General features: G+C 40.7%; 2 protein-coding genes. Both read left to right on the forward strand.

The features are described 5' to 3' along the window. Window positions 1–312 (forward strand): T9SS type A sorting domain-containing protein (locus AC6QZF_RS07980; protein WP_499799353.1); only part of this gene is annotated, 312 nt, incomplete at its 5' end. Between the two features lie 109 nt (window positions 313–421). Then, window positions 422–1963 (forward strand): YifB family Mg chelatase-like AAA ATPase, encoded by a 1542-nt coding sequence (locus AC6QZF_RS07985; RefSeq protein ID WP_499799354.1) that lies wholly within the window; start codon window positions 422–424, stop codon window positions 1961–1963. The last annotated feature ends 21 nt before the right edge of the window (window positions 1964–1984 follow it).

The raw sequence follows: 1984 nt of genomic DNA on the forward strand, positions 1-1984 counted from the left end.
TCGTACATATTACGTTACGAAACAGATGCAATCGTAATGCTGAAGGGTGGAGTAGAGTATGACCAAGTAGGTTTGACGGTTACACCACAGCCGGCATCGACAGAGTTATTCATTACATTGGGCAAGGTATCGAGCGAAGAGGTAGAGGTAGAGCTTTACAATCAGAGCGGTCGCTTGATGCTGCGAGCCCACGACAAAGCACCGAACGGAGTAATAAAGCTCAACGTTAGCGACCTGCCAAGCGGAGTATACAACGCAGTAATTCGCTCAGGCGCTACTACAATGAACGAACGAATTGTAATTGTTAGATAAAACACACAGCTCATACAACAAAGGGCGCTTCCATTGGAGGCGCCTTTTTTTATTGAAAAATACACTTTCATTTTGTAAATTCTAACTAAAAACTATACAGGTGCATAAAATGTATTCCCGCGTTTTTTCTGCTGCAGTATTTGGCATTAATGCTATAATAATTGAGATAGAAACACATACCGATAATCAAGTTCCCGCCTTTAATATTGTCGGATTGCCCGATCCTGCTATCAAAGAATCACGCGAGCGTGTTACAGCAGCAATCAAAAACTCAAATTTTACATTCCCGGCAAAAAAAATAACAGTTAACCTTGCTCCCGCCGACGTAAAAAAAGAAGGCAGCGCCTTCGATCTACCTATTGCTATCGGTTTGTTAGCTTCTATCGGAACAATTAGCTACAATAGTATTCAAGATACAATAATAATTGGCGAACTCGCTCTCGAAGGAGTTCTCCGTTCTGTTCACGGCGTTCTTCCGATTACATTAGAAGCAAAATCAAAAAGATTTCGCAGAATTATTCTTCCAGAACGGAACGCAAACGAAGCCGCTCTGGTTGATGGAGTTGAAGTTATTCCCGTTGAATCTTTATCTCAAACAGTTGAATTTATTAACGAAAATATTTCAATCGAACCAAGAAAAGTCGATATTTTCAACTTATTCAACGAGGCTCAATCTCAAAATCAACTCGATTTTGCCGAAGTCAAAGGACAAGCAAACGTAAAACGTGCATTGGAAGTATCTGCTGCTGGCGGCCATAATCTGCTGATGATTGGTCCTCCCGGTTCTGGCAAAACTATGCTTGCTAAACGTATTCCTTCAATTCTTCCACCGCTGTCGCTCGAAGAATCTCTCGAAACTACTAAAATTCATTCAGTTGCTGGACTTCTCCCGGATTGCGAACCACTTATTCGCTTGCGTCCATTTCGTGCTCCTCACCATACGATTTCTGATGCTGCTTTGGTCGGTGGTGGAATTAACAAAATTCGTCCTGGTGAAATCTCTCTTGCTCACCACGGCGTGTTATTTTTAGATGAATTGCCTGAATTTGCCAGAAATGTGCTCGAGGTGCTTCGACAACCTCTCGAAGATAAACGTATTACAATTTCTCGAACAAAGCAAACGCTCGACTATCCAGCTAATTTTATGTTAGTATGCTCGATGAATCCCTGTCCTTGTGGCAATTTTGGCGACCCAAACAAAGAATGTACATGCTCGCCTCAACAAATTCAAAAATATCTTGGTAAAATATCTGGTCCATTGCTCGATAGAATAGATATTCACGTCGAAGTTCCTGCTGTCAAATATCAAGAACTTTCAAGCAAAGTACCAGCTGAACCAAGCTCTACAATTCGTGAACGAGTTATTAATGCTCGCTCTATTCAATCCAAACGCTTTGAAAAAGAAACAAATGTTTTCAAAAATGCTGATATGACTACAAAATTAATCCGTAAATATTGTTCACTTGATGAACAATCTCAAAACCTTATGAAAATTGCAATGACTAAACTCGGCTTTTCTGCTCGCGCTTATGATAGAATTTTGAAGGTTGCTCGCACAATTGCGGATCTCGCTGGAGACACCAGTATTTCTCCATCACACATTAGCGAAGCTATCCAATATCGGAGTTTAGACCGACAATATTGGAAATAGTTATTTTTCCGGAACTTCTAT

The sequence above is a fragment of the Eximiradius sp. genome (assembly GCA_937127445.1).
Lineage (GTDB): Bacteria > Bacteroidota > Ignavibacteria > Kapaibacteriales > UBA2268 > JAKIZO01.

What these genes read in the sequence shown, in the direction of transcription:
- AC6QZF_RS07985 (WP_499799354.1), top strand. Translation starts at nt 422, where the DNA reads ATGTATTCCCGCGTTTTTTCTGCTGCAGTATTTGGCATTAATGCTATA.